This is a genomic window from Streptomyces sp. MBT53, from assembly GCF_016654115.1.
Taxonomy (GTDB): domain Bacteria; phylum Actinomycetota; class Actinomycetes; order Streptomycetales; family Streptomycetaceae; genus Streptomyces.
The window spans coordinates 38628-53352 of sequence record NZ_JAEQAZ010000042.1 but is presented as its reverse complement, the minus strand read 5'-3'; the positions used below and the strand labels follow the sequence as shown (position 1 = coordinate 53352).

Sequence of the window (14725 nt, the reverse complement as noted above, 5' to 3'; positions counted from 1 at the left end):
GCGGCGGGGCGTGGGCCACGGGCGCGTGGGAGGGCGAACGCAGGCTCGCCTGCCGGCCCGCGCCGCCCCTCGAGCAGGCGTTGGTGTCGACCGGCTTCAACTACGTCACCGCGGTCAGGGTCCACCAGGCCGACGTGGCGCAGAAGCTGATCCCGCTGCTGCGGGACATCCGGCGGGGCGGCTCGGCGGCGGTCGACCTGTGCGATGTGGCCGCGGGCCGGCTGGACGGCTTCTACGAGCGGGGGCTGAACCCGTGGGACCTCGGCGCGGGGGACCTGATCGCCCGAGAGGCAGGCGCCTTGAGCGGTGGACGGCCCGGAGAGCGACCGGGGCGGGATCTGGCTGTCGTGGGGAGTCCGGGGGTGTTCGAGCCGCTTCAGGGGCTGCTGGAGGACTTTGGGGCTTGGCACGACTGAGGCGGTGTTGGGTAGGCGCCGCGTAGGTGGGCCGGCGTTGGGTAGGCGCCGTTCGCACCTCTTTTGGTTCGGTCGCCTTCGGGGCGCTGGGAGCCGGTGTCGAGAGGCCCACCGTGCTCGGCGCTGCGCGCCTCCGCGCGCTGGTCCTCTCGACACCGGCGCGCCCCTACGGCTCCCTCTCGGCCGGTGGCGTGGGGACAGTTCAAGTGGGTGGGCCCTTGCCCCGGGTTGTGGTGGGCCCGAACAGCAGCAAGACCCCGGCGCTGGATTCGCCGGGGTCCTGCTTTTCTGCTGTTTGCGCTGATCAGACGCTCGTCGCGCTGACCTCCACACCGTGGTCGGCGGCCAGGCGGCGCAGGTCGTCGAGCTCGGCCTGTTCCACCTCGACGAGGAAGTCGTCGCCCTCGTCACGAGCCCGCGTCAGGTCGGTCTCGGTCGCCCTTATGCGCTGCAGAAGTCCTGCGGTGAATGCGTCCATGCTGCGCCCCCTCGTCCTGGGTCGTGGGTCGGGTGGCACGGGGGTGTGCCGTTCGGAAGGGGCGATCACGTCTGCGGATGCGGGTGCCCAGCGCTGCCCTGGCTGGGCGGCGACGGTGCCGGACACCCACGCCCGCTCTGCGGAAGCGTTGGACGTACCACAAGGTGGCTTGCCACATGCAGAGCGTGATCGCGGGGTGTAAAGCCGTCCTCCCCGCGCTCCCTTCGGTGGAAACCTCAACCCATCGAGAAAATCCCGCATTCCCGGGCCTCATACCTGACCTTCATCTTGCGTCCGGCCGCCTTACAGCCGACTTATGGCCGAAAAGGGCAGGATGGAGGTCACACAGCCACGAAGACCCTGCCCGCGTGCGCCGAGACGCGCTACGCGGGTGGACAGAGGAAGGACAAGCGACGTGCGCGTACTCGTCGTCGAGGACGAGCAGCTGCTCGCCGATGCGGTGGCCACCGGACTGCGCCGGGAGGCCATGGCCGTCGACGTCGTGTACGACGGTGCGGCCGCCCTGGAGCGCATCGGCGTCAACGACTACGACGTGGTCGTCCTCGACCGCGACCTCCCGCTCGTGCACGGCGACGACGTCTGCCGCAAGATCGTCGAGCTCGGCATGCCCACCCGCGTGCTGATGCTCACGGCGTCCGGCGATGTCAGCGACCGCGTCGAGGGCCTGGAGATCGGCGCCGACGACTATCTGCCCAAGCCCTTCGCGTTCAGCGAGCTGACGGCACGCGTGCGTGCCCTCGGCCGCCGTACGAGCGTGCCGCTGCCGCCCGTCCTGGAGCGTGCTGGCATCAAGCTCGACCCGAACCGCCGCGAGGTGTTCCGCGACGGCAAGGAAGTCCAGCTGGCGCCCAAGGAGTTCGCCGTCCTGGAGGTGCTGCTGCGCAGCGAGGGCGCGGTCGTCTCCGCGGAGCAGCTGCTGGAGAAGGCGTGGGACGAGAACACGGATCCGTTCACCAATGTCGTGCGGGTGACGGTCATGACGCTGCGCCGCAAGCTCGGCGAGCCCCCGGTCATCGTCACCGTGCCCGGCTCCGGATACCGGATCTGAGTCCACTGTGGCGACGACCCCCGCGCCTCCCCAGGCGCCCCCGAAGCCCACGTGGGACCCCAGAAGGCCCGAACCGCCGTTCCCCTGGCTGCGCCCCACCATCCGTATACGGCTCACGTTGTTGTACGGCGGGATGTTCCTGATCGCCGGGATCCTGCTGCTGTCGATCATCTACCTGCTCGCGGCGCACGCGTTGAACGTGGGCAGTGAGCTGCCCTTCAAGGTCATCTCCGGCTCGGTCGGCAGCAGCACCTGCAACTTCCCGTCCGAGCCGTCGGCGACCACGCTCAACAACGCGATGAACGAGTGCGTCAACGAACAGCGCCAGCACGCCCTGGACGACCTGCTCAGCCGCTCCCTGCTGACCCTGCTCGGTCTCGCGATCATCGCCTTCGCCTTCGGGTACGCGATGGCGGGCCGGGTGCTGTCCCCGCTGGGCCGGATCACCCGGACCGCCCGCGCGGTGGCCGGCTCGGACCTGTCCCGCCGGATCGAGCTGGACGGCCCGGACGACGAGCTCAAGGAACTCGCGGACACCTTCGACGAGATGCTGGACCGGTTGCAGCGGGCCTTCACCGCGCAGCAGCGCTTCGTGGGGAACGCCTCGCACGAGCTGCGCACCCCGCTGGCGATCAACCGCACGCTCCTGGAAGTGCATCTGTCGGATCCTGGGGCCCCTGTCGAGCTGCAGCAGCTCGGCAAGACGCTGCTCGCCACCAACGAGCGCAGCGAGCAGCTCGTCGAAGGCCTGCTGCTGCTCGCCCGCAGCGACAACCAGATCGTCGAGCGCAAGCCCGTGGACCTCGCTGAGGTCGCCGAGCAGGCCGTCGACCAGGTCCATGGGGAGGCGAGCGCGAAGAACGTGGTCATCCGTGGCGAGCGCAAGCCGGTCGTCGTCCAGGGCAACGGCGTCCTCCTGGAGCGGATCGCCCTGAACCTCGTGCAGAACGCGGTGCGGTACAACGTGCCGGAGGACGGCTGGGTCGAGGTCACCACCGAGGTTCAGCACGGTCATGCGGTGCTGATCGTCTCGAACACGGGTCCGGTGGTCCCGGCGTACGAGGTCGACAACCTCTTCGAGCCCTTCAGACGGCTGCGTACGGAGCGAACGGGCAGCGACAAGGGTGTGGGCCTCGGTCTGTCGATCGCGCGGTCCGTGGCGCGCGCACACGGTGGCCATATCTCGGCCCAGCCCCGCGAGGGGGGTGGGCTCGTGATGCGAGTCACCCTGCCCATCTGAGATCATGTCGCCGACACACGAGGATGTTCGCTTTGCGCGGAATTTTCTGGCCGCATCTCCGGCACTCTTGTGTGTGATCGATCACAAGCACGATTTTCGGGGCATCTACTCTCCGTGATCATGCACCCTGTCGGAAAGCCGGGAAAATCCGGGTTTTCAGGGGTCTTGATCACGGGAAGTACACGGTGAGGTGCCTTTGAAGAGCGGCATGAGGACCGTGTACGGTCCCCTTCGCCATCCAAGCCGATCACTCTTGAGGGGTCCGGTTGGGTGTCGATTGAGTAACAGACCTTGATGTGAGGCAAAATCTCCGCCTCAGGTCGGGCACAAGTCCGGCCTCTCACGCGTTACGTGCGCTGGAGACACCGCAGACACCCAGAGGGGGAGAGCGCGACATGGCAACGGATTACGACACCCCACGCAAGACCGACGACGACGTCGACTCGGACAGCCTTGAAGAGCTCAAGGCGCGTAGGAACGACAAGTCGACTTCCGCAGTGGACGTCGACGAATTCGAGGCGGCCGAGGGCCTCGAACTGCCCGGAGCGGACCTCTCGAACGAAGAGCTGGCCGTCCGGGTGCTGCCCAAGCAGCAGGACGAGTTCACTTGCATGAGCTGCTTCCTGGTGCACCACCGCAGCCAGCTGGCCCGCGAGAAGAACGGCCAGCCGATCTGCCGCGACTGCGACTGAGGAGGGGTCGGCCGTGACTGGCTCGACCCCACCCTGGAAGCGCCGCTCCCTCAAGCCGGGAGCGGACGAAGGGCCGGCCGACGGCCCTCATGGCGCGCGTGACGACGAGCGGGGCTCATCCGAACAGGGATCAGCCTCGCTCGAACCGGCGGCCGACCGGGCTGACCTCCCGGTGCCCGCCGACGTTCCCGCAGCCGCCCCCGTCGCCAAACGACGGGCGGCGGTGATCCGGGACAAGGCCAGGGAAGGCGTCCGCAAGGGCGGCAGCCGGGCCAGGGCGGGCTTGGCGTACCTCGCCGACCGAATCATCGACATCGCCCCGAGGATCCCCGTACGGGACCTTGAGGCGCTTCGGCGACAGTTCCCGGGCCTCGGCCCCGAACAGCTCGCCGACAAGCTGGTGGCGGGCGCGGCGAACGCGACGTCGACCGTCGGCGCCGGGATCGGTGCCGCGGCGATGCTGCCCGTGCCACCCGCCATGCCCACCGAACTGGCCGCCGAGATCACCGGCGTCGCCGCGATCGAGCTGAAGCTGATCGCCGAGCTGTACGAGGTCTACGGCGTCCGTCCGCCCGGTGACCTGAGGCAGCGCAGCACCGCGTATCTGAACTCCTGGTCCGGGGAGCGCGGTATCGACGTGACCAAGCCGTCGACCATGAGCGCCGCGCTGAACGGCCACATGAAGCGCGAGTTGCGCCAGCAGATCATGAAACGCATGGTCCGCGACCTGCCGAACCTGATGCCCTTCATGGTCGGCGCCGCCGTCGGAGCGGTCATGAACCGCCGGGACACCAAGAAGCTCGCCGAACGCATCCGCAAGGACCTGCGCAAGGCCCAGGTGCCCTGGGACGCGCTGCCCGAACTGCCACCCCTGGAGACCCCGCCGGACCCGCTCAGGATGGGCGAGATCCCCAAGGAACTGGGTCGCTAGGGGCCCGGCCGGAGGGGGCCGGCCGGATGGCCGGTCCTAGACGGCTGCCGCCCGTGCCGCCTTCAGCGCCTCCGCCAGCCGCTCCGGCTCACGCGTCGACAGGTACAGGTACGGCGTTGGGTCGGCCGGGTCGGTGACCTCCACGCGCAGTGCCGTGGGGATGTAGGAGCGCAGCAGCAGGAAGGCGCGGGTGTCGGCCTTGTAGGTGCGCCAGGCGCGCGCCTCCTCCGGGTCCAGAATCTCCGCCTCGCCCAGGGCCGTCACCGGGATCTTCGCCTCGCCGGCGATCAGCGAGTCGCCCACGATCCGGATGCGGAGCGAGCCGTAGGAGCTGGCCGTGACCGCGGCGAAGGCGGTGCCGCCGACCAGGCCGCCGAGCAGCGGCAGGGTGCCGAAGGGCAGCAGGATCAGGGCGAAGGAGACGCCGACCAGGAACGAGATGAACCACCACGAACGGGGGGCGGTGAGGCGCTCGTCGTAGGGGGAGGCGGAAAGCTGCATGGAGCCAAGCTTGGCACGGTGTCGGGAACGTACCGGGAGCAGGGGGGCCAGCGCGTAGCGCTGTCAGGCAGGGTGGCGGTGGGTGACGGGCGGGCGGGTAAGGTCTGCGGCTGTGAGTGGTACTTCTCCAGCTCTTAAGCCTCCGTCCGACGCCGTGAAACCGGTGCGGCACCCTGACGCGCCCGCGCCCGGTGAGTTGCTGGGTGCCCACTACGAACAGTGTTTCGGGTGTGGCGGCGACCAGCCGCACGGGCTGCATCTGGCGGCGCGGGCCGGCGAGGGCGTGACCATCACCGCCGAGTTCACCGTGCGGGCCGCCCACCAGGGCGCCCCGGGCCTCGCGCACGGCGGAGTGCTCGCCAGCGCGCTGGACGAGACCCTCGGCTCGCTGAACTGGCTGCTGCGGACGATCGCCGTGACCGGCCGCCTGGAGACCGACTTCGTGCGGCCGGTTCCCGTGGACACCGTGCTGTACCTGGAGGCCGAGGTGACGGCCGTGGCGGGCCGGAAGATCTACTCGACCGCCACGGGACGCATCGGCGCTCCCGACGGGCCGGTCGCCGTCCGCGCGGACGCGCTCTTCATCGAGGTGAAGGTCGACCACTTCATCGACAACGGCCGCCCGCAGGAGATCCGGGCCGCCATGGACGACCCGGACCAGGTCCGGCGTACCCGTGCCTTCGAGGTGAACCCGTGAGCAGTGGCCGTAGTCCCCTGGACGTACTGATCCGGCGCGTCGACCCCGACGTACCGCTTCCGTCGTACGAGCACCCCGGTGACGCGGGCGCCGATCTGCGGACCACCGAGGGCCGGGAACTGAAGCCGGGTGAACGGGCCGTACTGCCCACGGGGGTGTCTGTCGCGCTCCCGGAGGGGTACGCGGCCTTCGTGCACCCTCGTTCGGGGCTCGCCGCCCGCTGCGGTGTCGCCCTAGTGAATGCCCCGGGGACGGTTGATGCCGGGTACCGTGGGGAGATCAAGGTGATCGTGGTGAATCTCGACCCGTACGAGTCGGTACGGTTCGAGCGCTTCGACCGGATCGCCCAGCTGGTCGTCCAGCAGGTCGAGAGGGTCCGCTTCCAGGAGGTCGCGGAACTTCCCGATTCGGCGCGGGCCGAGGGGGGCTTCGGGTCCACCGGCGGTCACGCCGCCGTGGGCGGCACCACGGGTGGGAATCGATACGCTTCGGTCGTATCCGACCGGGAAGGACAGTGACGTGTTCGGACGTCGCAAGAAGGGCACTGCCGCCGAGGACGCGGCGAGCGAGGCCGAGCAGGTCGTCGACGACGTCGACACTGAGGCGGACGCGGTGGAGCGCGTGAGGCTCGAACCGGAGCCCCGCCCCGACGGACCCTGGGACGACTCGGAGGTCGGCGATCCCGCCGAGGGCCGGGTGGACCTGGGCGGTCTGTTCGTGCCGGGAGTCGACGGCATGGAGTTGCGGGTCGAGGTCGCGGGTGACGCGATCGTCGCCGCCACCGTGGTCCTCAAGGACAGTGCCATCCAGTTGCAGGCCTTCGCCGCCCCCAAGCGCGAGGGCATCTGGGGTGAGGTCCGCGAGGAGATCGCCAGCGGCATCACCCAGCAGGGCGGAATCGTCGACGAGGTCGAGGGGCCGCTGGGCTGGGAGCTGCGCGCGCAGGTTCCGGTGCAGCTGCCGGACGGCACGGGCGGCTTCCAGGTGGTGCGGTTCGTCGGTGTGGACGGTTCGCGCTGGTTCCTGCGCGGGGTGATCTCCGGGCAGGGCGCGGTGCAGCCGCAGGCGGCCGGTCTGCTGGAGCAGATCTTCCGGGACACGGTCGTCGTGCGCGGCGAGGGCCCGATGGCGCCCCGCGACCCGATCGTCCTGAAGCTGCCGAACGACGCCCAGATGGTTCCCGAGGGCGTCCAGCAGGAGGAGGCGGGTTCCCGCTTCTCCGGCGGCATGGGCCAGTTGCAGCGCGGACCGGAGATTACCGAGGTGCGCTAGCCGGAACAGAAAGACACGAAAGGGTCGTACCCCTCCGGGGGTGCGGCCCTTCGTCGTGCGTGCGCTCTTGACGGCGTATTGGTCTGTACCTATGGTCTCGGCTCAACGCCCACGTTCATCAGGGTGCTCTTTGTTCACATACAAGAACGGAGTCACCGTGCGCCGCGCTGCCCTGCTCTCTGTCGTCACCGCGCTGGTCCTGGGCTTCTTCGCCCAGCCCGGCGCCACCGTCACCGCCCAGGCGGCCCCCGCCACCTTCGTCCACCCCGGAGTCGACGTCTCCAGGAGCCAACTGGACTTCGCCCGCACCGAGGTCCTCGCCGGCGCCCAGCCCTGGAAGGGCGCCTACGACCAGATGATGGCCAGCTCCTACGCCAGTCTGAGCCGGACCCCGAAGCCCAGAGCCGTCGTCGAGTGCGGCTCGTACTCCAACCCCAACTACGGCTGCACCGACGAACGCGAGGACGCGATAGCGGCCTACACCGACGCGCTCGCCTGGTACATCACCAAGGACGCGCGCTACGCCCAGAAGTCCATCGAGATCATGGACGCCTGGTCCGCCACGATCACCAGCCACACCAACAGCAACGCGCCCCTGCAGACCGGCTGGGCCGGCGCCTCCTGGCCCAAGGCCGCCGAGATCATCAAGTACACGTACACCGGGACCTGGACCAACTCGGCGCGCTTCGCGACCATGCTCCGCAACGTCTATCTCCCCGAGATCATCAACGGCTCCAATTCCAACGGGAACTGGGAGCTGACGATGATGGACGCGGCGATCGGCATCTCCGTCTTCCTCGAGGACAGGACGTCGTACGACAAGGCCATGGCGCTCTTCCGGACGCGCACGGCCGCGTACATCTACCTCGCCTCGGACGGCAGCGTGCCGAAGACCGTGCCGAGCCAGAACCTCGACACCACGGCGAAGATCGTCAGTTACTGGCAGGGCCAGTCGACCTTCGTCACCGGGCTCACCCAGGAGGCGTGCCGCGACTTCACGCACACCGGGTACGGCCTCTCCTCGATCTCGCACGTCGCCGAGACCAGCCGCATCCAGGGCACCGACCTCTACGGCACCGACGTCGGCGAGCGGCTGCGGCAGGCGCTCGGGTTCCAGGCCAAGTACCAGCTCGGGACGGCCGTGCCGAGTTGGCTGTGCGGCGGGTCGCTGACCCTCGGGCTCGGACCGGTCACCGAGGTCGGCTACAACGCCCTGCACAACCGTCTGGGCATCGCGATGACCAACACCCAGACCCTCACGCTCAACAACCGCCCGGCCGGCACCAACAACCTCTTCGTGGCCTGGGAGACCCTCACCCACGGCGACAACCCCAACTGAGCACCGCCACGCCCTGATGCCCGTACCGTGCCGTACGGGCATCAGGGTTGTGTCAAAGACGTCCTGGACCAGGCTCGCCACCCCTTTTGTCGGACTTATTGGCCGTAAAGTCGACGCTGCGTACACGGGTGTGACGGGAAGACAATGGGGCCATGGGACGCGGCAAGCTTCGGATCTACCTCGGTGCGGCACCGGGCGTCGGCAAGACGTACGCCATGCTGTCCGAGGCCCACCGCAGGGTGGAGCGGGGCACCGACTGCGTGGTCGCCTTCGTGGAGCACCACGGCCGGGCACGCACCGAGGTGATGCTGCACGGCCTGGAGCAGGTCCCGCGCGCGGAGCTGGCGTACCGGGGGACCGTCTTCACCGAGATGGACGTCGACGCCGTGCTGCGCCGGGCCCCCGCCGTCGCCCTGGTGGACGAACTCGCCCACACCAACATCCCGGGCTCCCGCAACACCAAGCGCTGGCAGGACATCGAGGAGCTCCTCGCCGCCGGCATCGACGTGGTGTCGACCGTCAACATCCAGCACCTGGAGTCCCTCGGCGACGTCGTCGAGTCGATCACCGGAGTACGCCAGCAGGAGACCGTGCCGGACGAGGTCGTCCGCCGGGCCGACCAGATCGAACTCGTCGACATGTCGCCACAGGCGCTGCGGCGGCGGATGGCGCACGGCAACATCTACCAGCCCGACAAGGTCGACGCGGCCCTCTCGAACTACTTCCGCCCCGGCAACCTCACCGCCCTGCGGGAACTGGCCCTCCTGTGGGTGGCCGACCGGGTCGACGAATACCTCCAGGAGTACCGCAGCGAGCACCAGGTCTCGGCCATCTGGGGCTCCCGCGAGCGGATCGTCGTAGGACTGACCGGCGGGCCGGAAGGGCGGACGCTGATACGGCGGGCCGCGCGGCTCGCCGAGAAGGGGGCCGGCGGCGAGGTGCTGGCCGTCTACATCTCCCGCAGCGACGGCCTGACCTCCGCCTCCCCGAAGGAACTCGCCCAGCAGCGCACCCTGATCGAGGACCTCGGCGGCACCTTCCACCACGTAGTGGGCGACGACATCCCGGCCGCGCTGCTCGACTTCGCGCGCGGGGTCAACGCCACCCAGATCGTGCTCGGCTCCTCGCGCCGCAAGACCTGGCAGTACGTCTTCGGGCCCGGCGTCGGCACCACGGTCGCCCGCGAGTCGGGTCCCGACCTGGACGTCCACATCGTCACCCACGAAGAGGTCGCCAAGGGGCGCGGACTGCCGGTGGCCCGGGGCGCGCGGCTCGGGCGGGCCCGGATCGTCTCGGGGTGGGTGGTCGGTGTCGTCGGGCCGGTGGGCCTCGCGCTCCTGCTGAACGCGATCCACCTCGGGCTCGCCAACGACATGCTGCTGTTCCTGTCGCTGACCGTCGCGGCGGCGCTGCTCGGCGGGCTGCTGCCGGCGCTGGTCTCGGCGGCCCTCGGGTCGTTCCTGCTGAACTACTACTACACGCCCCCGCTGCACCGGCTGACCATCGCCGACCCCAAGAACATCGTCGCCATCGCGATCTTCGTCGGCGTCGCCGTGTCCGTGGCCTCCGTCGTCGACCTCGCCGCGCGGCGCACCCAGCAGGCCGCCAGGCTGCGCGCCGAGTCGGAGATCCTGTCCTTCCTCGCGGGCAGCGTGCTGCGCGGCGAGACCAGCCTGGAGGCGCTCCTGGAGCGGGTCCGGGAGACCTTCGGCATGGAGTCCGTGGCGCTGCTGGAGCGCAAGAGCGACGTCGACCCCTGGACCTGCGCCGGCCGGGTCGGCGTCGGGGTGCCGCTGGAGCGGCCCGAGGACGGCGATGTGGACATGCCGGTCGGCGACCACATGGCCCTCGCGCTGACCGGCCGCGTACTGCCCGCCTCCGACCGCCGGGTGCTCGCCGCCTTCGCCGCGCAGGCCGCCGTCGTACTGGACCGCAGACGCCTCCGGGAGGAGGCCGACCAGGCCCGGGCCCTCGCCGAGGGCAACCGCATCCGTACGGCCCTCCTGGCGGCCGTGAGCCACGATCTGCGGACCCCGCTGGCCGGCATCAAGGCGGCCGTCTCCTCCCTGCGCTCCGACGACGTGGCCTGGTCCGAGGAGGACCAGGCCGAGCTGCTGGAGGGCATCGAGGCGGGCGCCGACCGGCTCGACCACCTCGTGGGCAACCTCCTCGACATGTCCCGCCTCCAGACGGGCACAGTCACGCCGATCGTCCGGGAGATCGACCTCGACGAGGTGGTGCCCATGGCCTTGGTCGGGGTCCCCGAGGGCAGCGCCGAACTCGACATCCCGGAGACGCTGCCCATGGTCGCCGTGGACCCCGGGCTGCTGGAGCGGGCGGTGGCCAACCTGGTCGAGAACGCGGTCAAGTACAGCCCGCCCGACCGACCCGTCCTGGTGTCCGCCAGCGCCATCGCCGACCGGGTGGAGGTCCGGGTGGTCGACCGCGGCCCCGGAGTCCCGGACGAGGCCAAGGACCGCATATTCGAGCCGTTCCAGCGCTACGGCGACGCCCCGCGCGGTGCCGGAGTCGGGCTCGGCCTCGCCGTGGCGCGTGGCTTCACCGAGGCCATGAACGGCACCCTGAACGCCGAGGACACACCCGGCGGCGGCCTCACCATGGTCCTCACGCTCCGCGCGGCGAAAGGCGTCGTGGAAGACGCGTATGACGGGCACGACGGGCATGACGTGAAAGACGTACAACCGGAAAGGCAGGTCTCATGACCAGGGTCCTCGTGGTCGAGGATGAGCCGCAGATCGTGCGGGCCCTCGTGATCAACCTCAAGGCGCGGAAGTACGAGGTCGACGCGGCGGCCGACGGGAAGACCGCGCTCGATCTCGCCGCCTCCCGCCACCCCGACGTGGTCGTCCTCGACCTGGGGCTGCCCGACATGGACGGCGTCGAGGTGATCAGGGGGCTGCGCGGCTGGACCCGGGTGCCGATCCTGGTGCTGTCCGCCCGGCACTCCTCGGACGAGAAGGTGGAGGCGCTGGACGCGGGCGCCGACGACTACGTCACCAAGCCCTTCGGCATGGACGAGCTGCTGGCCCGGCTGCGGGCCGCCGTGCGCCGGGCCGAGCCCACCGGGGGCGGCGAGGACGACGTCCTGGTCGAGACCGAGGAGTTCACCGTCGACCTGGCCGCCAAGAAGGTCCAGCGCGACGGCCGGGACGTACGGCTGACCCCCACGGAGTGGCATCTGCTGGAGGTGCTGGTGCGCAACACCGGGCGACTGGTCAGCCAGAAACAGCTGCTGCAGGAGGTGTGGGGGCCGTCCTACGGGACCGAGACGAACTACCTCCGCGTCTACATGGCACAGCTGCGGCGCAAGCTGGAGACGGACCCCGCGCACCCGAAGCACTTCATCACGGAGCCCGGGATGGGCTACCGGTTCGAGCGCTGACGACGCGGGTACGTCACTGTCGGTGGACCCCGGTACGCTTCAGATATGAGCGCTGTCTCCCGTTCCGAAAAGCCGGCCGGCCGGTTCCGGCGCATGCTCGACCGGCTGTCCTCCTCGCAGGAGGACCTGGAGTCCGAGGAGCTGCGTGAGGACTCCGAGACCGAGGGCTGTGTCCGGATCGGCGACTGCCACGACCGACAGATCGTGACGGTTACTGGTACCTTGCGCACGGTCACGCTGCGCCCCCGGGCGGGAGTCCCGGCCCTGGAGGCCGAGCTGTTCGACGGCTCCGCCGCCCTGGACGTGGTGTGGCTCGGCAGGCGTTCCATCGTGGGCATAGAACCGGGGCGCAAGCTGATCGCGTCCGGCCGGATCTCCATGAGCAGAGGCCGCCGGGTGCTCTTCAACCCGAAATACGAACTGAGACCCCTCGGACGGGAGTAGCCGGTGACGTCGCTCGACAAGCCGACCACAGAGACCGTGGACGCCGAAGACAGCGAGCAGGATGTCCGGGCGGTGACCGAGGCGGCCCTCTTCGAGGCGTTCGGCGGGCTGCGCGGCATGATCGAAACGGTCCTGCCCGGCCTTCTCTTCGTCACCATCTTCACGATCAACAAGGACCTGCACTGGTCGGCGATCGCCGCCCTCGCCGTGTCCCTGGTGCTGGTCGTGGTCCGCCTGGTGAAGCGCGACACCGTCAAGCACGCCTTCAGCGGTGTCTTCGGCGTCGCCTTCGGTGTCGTCTTCGCGATGATGACCGGCAACGCCAAGAACTTCTACCTCCCCGGCATGCTCTACACGCTGGGCCTGGCGCTGGCCTACATCATCACGACCCTCGCGGGCGTCCCGCTGATCGGCCTGATCCTCGGCCCGGTCTTCAAGGAGAACCTCTCCTGGCGGACCCGCAACCCCGGCCGCAAGACGGCCTACGCCAAGGCCAGTTGGGCCTGGGGCCTGATCCTGCTCGCCAAGTGCGCGATCCTGTTCCCGCTCTACTGGTGGGCCAACACCGCCCAACTCGGCTGGGTCCTGGTCGCGTTGAAGATCCCGCCGTTCCTGCTGGCCGTCTGGCTGACCTGGGTCTTCCTCGCGAAGGCACCCGCTCCCATCGACGTGTTCGCGGAGATGGAGGCGGAGGAACAGGCCGAGAAGGAACGCAAGGCGGCGGCCGAGGCCTCCGGCGAGAGCCAGGACGTCACGTCGGGACGCCACCGTCGCGACGCATGACCTTCGCTTAACCTTCGCTGCTTCCGCTACGACGATGAGGGCGCCCCGAGATCTCGGGGCGCCCTCATCGTCGTAGAACAACCGGACTAGCTCGCCGCGTCGTCCCGGCGCACCGACAGCAAGTCCTCCAGCTGCTCCTCGCGCGCCTGGGCCGCGACGAACAGCAGTTCGTCGCCCGCCTCCAGGGAGTCCTCGCGGGACGGGGTCAGGACGCGGGTGCCGCGGATGATCGTGACCAGGGAGGTGTCCTCGGGCCACTCCACGTCGCCGACCTGGGTGCCGGCCAGGGCCGACTCCTCCGGGAGGGTCAGTTCCACCAGGTTGGCGTCGCCGTGGCTGAAGCGCAGCAGGCGGACCAGGTCGCCGACCGAGACCGCCTCCTCGACCAGGGCCGACATCAGGCGGGGGGTGGAGACGGCCACGTCGACGCCCCAGGACTCGTTGAAGAGCCACTCGTTCTTGGGGTTGTTGACGCGGGCGACGACGCGCGGGACGCCGTACTCCGTCTTCGCGAGGAGGGAGACGACGAGGTTGACCTTGTCGTCGCCGGTCGCGGCGATCACCACGTTGCAGCGCTGGAGCGCCGCCTCGTCCAGGGACGTGATCTCGCAGGCGTCGGCCAGCAGCCACTCCGCCTGGGGGACCCGCTCGACCGAGATCGCGGTCGGGGCCTTGTCGATGAGAAGGATCTCGTGACCGTTCTCCAGGAGCTCTCCGGCGATCGAACGTCCGACCGCGCCGGCTCCGGCAATGGCGACCCTCATCAGTGACCGCCCTCCTCTTCGGGACCCTTGGCGAACGCCGCCTCGACCTTGTCGACCTCGTCCGTGCGCATCATCACGTGCACGAGGTCGCCCTCCTGCAACACGGTCTGCGAAGAGGGCAGCATCGCCTCGCCGAGACGGGTGAGGAACGCCACGCGGACGCCCGTCTCCTCCTGCAACTTGCTGATCTTGTGGCCGACCCAGGCCGCCGAGGCGTGCACCTCGGCGAGCTGGACACCGCCGGTGGGGTCCCGCCACAGCGGCTCCGCGCCCGAGGGCAGCAGCCGGCGCAGCATCTGGTCGGCGGTCCAGCGGACCGTGGCCACGGTGGGGATGCCCAGGCGCTGGTAGACCTCGGCACGGCGGGGGTCGTAGATACGGGCCGCCACGTTCTCGACGCCGAACATCTCGCGGGCCACCCGCGCGGAGATGATGTTCGAGTTGTCACCGCTGGAGACGGCCGCGAACGCGCCCGCCTCCTCGATGCCCGCTTCGCGCAGCGTGTCCTGGTCGAAGCCGACCCCGGTGACCCGGCGGCCGCCGAATCCCGGGCCCAGCCGACGGAAGGCGGTGGGGTCCTGGTCGATCACGGCGACCGTGTGCCCCTGTTGCTCCAGGGTCTGGGCGAGAGCGGAACCCACTCTGCCGCAGCCCATGATGACGATGTGCACGACCGTCCTTCCGGTGTCCTGAAAT

The 14725-nt window shown here is 69.7% G+C and carries 17 protein-coding genes; 13 read left to right on the top strand and 4 right to left on the bottom strand.

Features of this window, described 5'->3' with window-relative positions; translation table 11 throughout:
- On the top strand, window positions 1-416 hold a 416-nt coding region (locus tag JHN45_RS17730), incomplete at its 5' end, for an inositol monophosphatase family protein (RefSeq protein ID WP_307783126.1).
- A gap of 304 nt (window positions 417-720) precedes the next feature.
- Here JHN45_RS17730 and JHN45_RS17725 read toward each other — a convergent pair.
- The gene (locus JHN45_RS17725) at window positions 721-894 is read right to left on the bottom strand and encodes a hypothetical protein (protein ID WP_019072956.1); all 174 of its coding nucleotides are present in this window, start codon (window positions 892-894) and stop codon (window positions 721-723) included.
- 415 nt (window positions 895-1309) lie between these two features.
- On the opposite strand from JHN45_RS17725, the gene JHN45_RS17720 reads away from it, so the two are divergent.
- The 4 genes from JHN45_RS17720 to JHN45_RS17705 all read left to right on the top strand — a co-directional run bounded on the left by JHN45_RS17720 (window position 1310) and on the right by JHN45_RS17705 (window position 4826).
- On the top strand, window positions 1310-1963 hold the full coding sequence (locus tag JHN45_RS17720) for a response regulator transcription factor (protein WP_010983842.1): 654 nt from the start codon (window positions 1310-1312) through the stop codon (window positions 1961-1963).
- Window positions 1964-1970: 7 nt separating this feature from the next.
- The gene (locus JHN45_RS17715) at window positions 1971-3203 is read left to right on the top strand and encodes a HAMP domain-containing sensor histidine kinase (protein ID WP_200717219.1); all 1233 of its coding nucleotides are present in this window, start codon (window positions 1971-1973) and stop codon (window positions 3201-3203) included.
- A 395-nt stretch (window positions 3204-3598) separates the two neighbouring features.
- The gene (locus JHN45_RS17710; RefSeq protein WP_005481602.1) at window positions 3599-3895 is read left to right on the top strand and encodes a DUF4193 domain-containing protein; all 297 of its coding nucleotides are present in this window, start codon (window positions 3599-3601) and stop codon (window positions 3893-3895) included.
- A gap of 13 nt (window positions 3896-3908) precedes the next feature.
- Window positions 3909-4826, top strand: a complete 918-nt coding sequence (locus JHN45_RS17705) for a hypothetical protein (RefSeq protein WP_200717220.1) — start codon at window positions 3909-3911, stop codon at window positions 4824-4826.
- A 36-nt stretch (window positions 4827-4862) separates the two neighbouring features.
- Here the strand turns inward: JHN45_RS17705 and JHN45_RS17700 are convergent, their stop codons facing one another.
- A complete protein-coding gene (locus JHN45_RS17700) occupies window positions 4863-5327 on the bottom strand; it encodes a DUF3093 domain-containing protein (RefSeq protein ID WP_200717221.1) in 465 nt (154 codons plus the stop codon).
- Window positions 5328-5439: 112 nt separating this feature from the next.
- On the opposite strand from JHN45_RS17700, the gene JHN45_RS17695 reads away from it, so the two are divergent.
- From JHN45_RS17695 to JHN45_RS17660, 8 genes are all read left to right on the top strand, one after another.
- Window positions 5440-6024, top strand: coding sequence for a PaaI family thioesterase (locus tag JHN45_RS17695; protein WP_200716258.1), 585 nt, complete (start codon window positions 5440-5442; stop codon window positions 6022-6024).
- Window positions 6021-6542, top strand: a complete 522-nt coding sequence (gene dut, locus JHN45_RS17690; protein WP_019072962.1) for a dUTP diphosphatase — start codon at window positions 6021-6023, stop codon at window positions 6540-6542. The genes JHN45_RS17695 and dut overlap by 4 nt, the downstream gene beginning before the upstream one ends.
- Window position 6543: 1 nt before the next feature.
- Window positions 6544-7296 carry a DUF3710 domain-containing protein gene (locus tag JHN45_RS17685; protein ID WP_019072963.1) on the top strand — a complete coding sequence of 251 codons (753 nt, stop codon included), beginning with the start codon at window positions 6544-6546 and terminating at the stop codon, window positions 7294-7296.
- Window positions 7297-7453: 157 nt separating this feature from the next.
- Entirely contained in the window at window positions 7454-8635 is a 1182-nt protein-coding gene (locus JHN45_RS17680) for an alginate lyase family protein (protein WP_307783125.1), read from the top strand.
- 152 nt (window positions 8636-8787) lie between these two features.
- Window positions 8788-11358, top strand: a complete 2571-nt coding sequence (locus JHN45_RS17675) for a sensor histidine kinase KdpD (protein WP_201049687.1) — start codon at window positions 8788-8790, stop codon at window positions 11356-11358.
- A complete protein-coding gene (locus JHN45_RS17670; RefSeq protein ID WP_019061071.1) occupies window positions 11355-12038 on the top strand; it encodes a response regulator in 684 nt (227 codons plus the stop codon). The genes JHN45_RS17675 and JHN45_RS17670 overlap by 4 nt, the downstream gene beginning before the upstream one ends.
- Before the next feature lie 45 nt (window positions 12039-12083).
- Window positions 12084-12482, top strand: coding sequence for an OB-fold nucleic acid binding domain-containing protein (locus JHN45_RS17665; RefSeq protein ID WP_019072967.1), 399 nt, complete (start codon window positions 12084-12086; stop codon window positions 12480-12482).
- A 3-nt stretch (window positions 12483-12485) separates the two neighbouring features.
- Window positions 12486-13265: a DUF3159 domain-containing protein gene (locus tag JHN45_RS17660; protein ID WP_201049686.1), complete on the top strand. Its 780-nt coding sequence runs from the start codon at window positions 12486-12488 to the stop codon at window positions 13263-13265.
- Window positions 13266-13351: 86 nt separating this feature from the next.
- On the opposite strand, the gene JHN45_RS17655 is transcribed toward JHN45_RS17660, so the two are convergent.
- The gene (locus JHN45_RS17655; protein ID WP_200716254.1) at window positions 13352-14029 is read right to left on the bottom strand and encodes a TrkA family potassium uptake protein; all 678 of its coding nucleotides are present in this window, start codon (window positions 14027-14029) and stop codon (window positions 13352-13354) included.
- The gene (locus tag JHN45_RS17650; RefSeq protein WP_200716253.1) at window positions 14029-14700 is read right to left on the bottom strand and encodes a TrkA family potassium uptake protein; all 672 of its coding nucleotides are present in this window, start codon (window positions 14698-14700) and stop codon (window positions 14029-14031) included. The genes JHN45_RS17655 and JHN45_RS17650 overlap by 1 nt, the downstream gene beginning before the upstream one ends.
- Between the last annotated feature and the right edge of the window lie 25 nt (window positions 14701-14725).

Bases quoted from the DNA above. Each gene is read 5' to 3' on its own strand.
- JHN45_RS17655 (WP_200716254.1), bottom strand. From the start codon at position 14,029: ATGAGGGTCGCCATTGCCGGAGCCGGCGCGGTCGGACGTTCGATCGCC.
- JHN45_RS17665 (WP_019072967.1), top strand. From the start codon at position 12,084: ATGAGCGCTGTCTCCCGTTCCGAAAAGCCGGCCGGCCGGTTCCGGCGC.
- JHN45_RS17710 (WP_005481602.1), top strand. From the start codon at position 3,599: ATGGCAACGGATTACGACACCCCACGCAAGACCGACGACGACGTCGAC.
- JHN45_RS17670 (WP_019061071.1), top strand. From the start codon at position 11,355: ATGACCAGGGTCCTCGTGGTCGAGGATGAGCCGCAGATCGTGCGGGCC.
- JHN45_RS17700 (WP_200717221.1), bottom strand. From the start codon at position 5,327: ATGCAGCTTTCCGCCTCCCCCTACGACGAGCGCCTCACCGCCCCCCGT.
- JHN45_RS17725 (WP_019072956.1), bottom strand. From the start codon at position 894: ATGGACGCATTCACCGCAGGACTTCTGCAGCGCATAAGGGCGACCGAG.
- JHN45_RS17675 (WP_201049687.1), top strand. From the start codon at position 8,788: ATGGGACGCGGCAAGCTTCGGATCTACCTCGGTGCGGCACCGGGCGTC.